Source organism: Longimicrobiaceae bacterium, from assembly GCA_035696245.1.
Lineage (GTDB): Bacteria > Gemmatimonadota > Gemmatimonadetes > Longimicrobiales > Longimicrobiaceae > DASRQW01.
The window spans coordinates 1-2,628 of record DASRQW010000202.1 but is presented as its reverse complement, the minus strand read 5'-3'; the positions used below and the strand labels follow the sequence as shown (position 1 = coordinate 2,628).

The 2,628-nt window shown below is 70.1% G+C and carries 2 protein-coding genes; both read left to right on the top strand.

Annotation, left to right across the window (positions count from 1 at the left end):
- The coding region (locus tag VFE05_09550) for an endonuclease/exonuclease/phosphatase family protein (GenBank protein HET6230300.1) at nucleotides 1–816 on the top strand (816 nt) is incomplete at its 5' end.
- 181 nt (nucleotides 817–997) lie between these two features.
- Nucleotides 998–2,305, top strand: coding sequence for a phospholipase D-like domain-containing protein (locus VFE05_09545; protein HET6230299.1), 1,308 nt, complete (start codon nucleotides 998–1,000; stop codon nucleotides 2,303–2,305).
- Nucleotides 2,306–2,628: the final 323 nt, after the last annotated feature.

Here is a 2,628-nt window from a genome sequence, read left to right as displayed (position 1 = left end):
ACGGGGCGCCTGCCGGAGCTGGTGGCGCGCCTGCGGGCGGGCGAGTTCGGCGGAGCGGGGAACGACCCGTCGCGCCCCCTCGTCATCCTCGCCCAGGAAGCCTACCGCGCCGACGACACGGTGCCCGAGCGCCCCACCGGCCCGTACACCGGCGGGCTGATCGTGCACGGCGGGCAGACGGGCATCGCTCAGATGGCTGCGCAGGCGGGGCTGAGCATGCGCTACGCGCCGTCCATGCGGAACGGCGCCGAGCGCAGCGACCGCGGCAACGCCATCCTCTCCACCATGGCGATCCACCGCTCGCACGCGTTCGCGCTGCCGTACGTGAAGCAGCGCCGCGTGAGCGTGGCGGCGGAGCTGGTGGGGCTGGACGACCTTACGTTCGTGAGCACGCACCTGGACACGTGGGGCCGCCCGCCCACCGGCCGCGGGCTGTTCTGGAACTTCGGGTCAGGTCGCGCGGCGCAGGCGGGCGAGCTGGCCAAGCGCATCATCCGGCAGGACGGCTACGGCGGCGTGATCGTGGGCGGCGACTTCAACACGCCGCTGGGCTCGCGCGACCCCGCCGTGAAGGCGGTGCTGCGCGCCGGGTTCACCGAGGCCACGAAGGTCGGCACGTGGACGCACACCTTCAACGGGCCCATCCGCTTCCTGCTGGACCACGTGCTCTTCCACTCGTTCCACGGCCGCATCCGCGCCATCCAGGTCACGCGGCTGGACGAGGACGCGGCCGACCGGGGGCGCGTGTTCGGCTCCGACCACCACCCCCTGCTGGCGCGCGTCACCCTGGCGCCCGGCCAGGGCCGCCCCGAGTGACCGCACGGGAGATGCGCGGCCGGTAACACCGCTCCGCATCGCCGGACAGGCTGGTGACGTCAATGTCCGAGCACGTCTGGACAGAGATCGCAGGACGGGAGGCGCCGAGCGAGTGGGCGGCTCCCGATGGCGGGCTGGTTCCGGCCGCGCACACTGACCCCGCAACTTTCGGCGGAAATCCATGCCCAAGAAGGAACGCAAGTATCGCTGGTGGATGATCCTCTTCTTCACCATCGGCCTGGTGACGACGGTGGGCGTGATCGTCTCGCTCTTCTCGTCGCTGGGCCGGCGGCCGGACCGGATGCGCGCCACGCTGGTGCCGCCGGTAAACTCGCAGGCGTTCCTGGACGGAGTGTCGGGCACGGTGGGCGCGCCCATCCGCGAGGGCGGCCGGGCCGAGATGCTGAACAACGGCGCCACCTTCTTCCCCGCCGTGATCGCCGAGATCGGCAGGGCGAAGCGCACGGTGGACTTCATGGTCTACATCTGGGAGCCGGGCAAGGCGAGCGATGCGGTGTTCGCCGCGCTCACCGAGCGGGCGCGGGCCGGAGTGCAGGTCCGGCTGATGCTGGACGGGCTGGGCGGGATGAAGGTGGACGACAAGCGGCTGGACGAGTTCAAGCGGGCCGGCGGGCGCGTCTCCACCTTCCGCCCGCTCACCTTCGGCAAGCTCACGCGCTTCCACAAGCGCAACCACCGCCGCGCCATCGTGATCGACGGCGAGGTGGGCTTCACCGGCGGCGAGGCCGTGGCGGACAAGTGGATGGGTAACGCCGACAGCGAGGAGCACTGGCGCGACAGCATGGTGCGCGTGACCGGGCCGCTGGCCCGGTCGCTCCAGGACGTGTTCTCGCAGCTCTGGTCCAGCAACACGGGCGAGATGCTGGTGGGCCCGCAGTTCTACCCGAACGCCACGGCGGTGCGGCCGGGCGACTACATCGGCCACCACGTGAACGTGATCGGGTCGCCGGGCAGCGAGAACCACCCCATGCGCAAGGTGTTCTGGATGTCGTTCGCGTCGGCGCGCCAGCGGCTGTACATCGCCAGCTCGTACTTCGTGCCGGACGAGGAGGCGCGCCGCATCGTGGCCGAGCGCGCCCGCGCCGGGGTGGACGTGCGCATCCTCGTCCCCGGCGAGAAGACCGACGCCAAGTCGATCCGGTGGGCGGGCCAGGGCTACTACGACGAACTGCTGAGCGCCGGCGCCAAGATCTACGAGTACCAGCCCACCATGATGCACGCCAAGACCGTCACGGTCGACGGCCAGTGGTCCGTGGTCGGCTCCGCCAACATGGACGTGCGCTCCGACGAGCTGAACCAGGAGAACGTGCTGGGCATCCTGGACCCGCAGTTCGCCGCCCAGATCGACAGCGCGTACATGGTGGACCTGTCGCACGCAAAGCAGATCAACCTGCGCGAGTGGCGCGACCGCCCCTGGTACTGGAAAGTGCGCGAGAAGGCCGCGGAGACGCTGGAAGAGCAGTTCTGATTCGACCGGACGCCACTGCCGACAAGCGGTCCGAAGCCCCTCCGCGATCGCACGGAGGGGCTTCTTCGTATTCGACGCTGGCCTTGGAAACGCGAAGCAGGGTTGCGTCCGATCATATCGTGCCGATCGCGCAATGGCCGAAGGTTGCGCAGGGTGCCGCGGCTGTGCTATCCGCGGCGAGTTCATCTGCAACACCTGAGCGCCGCGGCGTAGCCCTCGCGAGCTTGCCGCCGCGAAGCCTCCCTAGGATGCTAACACTCCCTCCTCCAAGCAGTTCTCCCCTCTCCCGCTTGCGGGGGAGGGGCCGGGGGAGGGGGCATCTC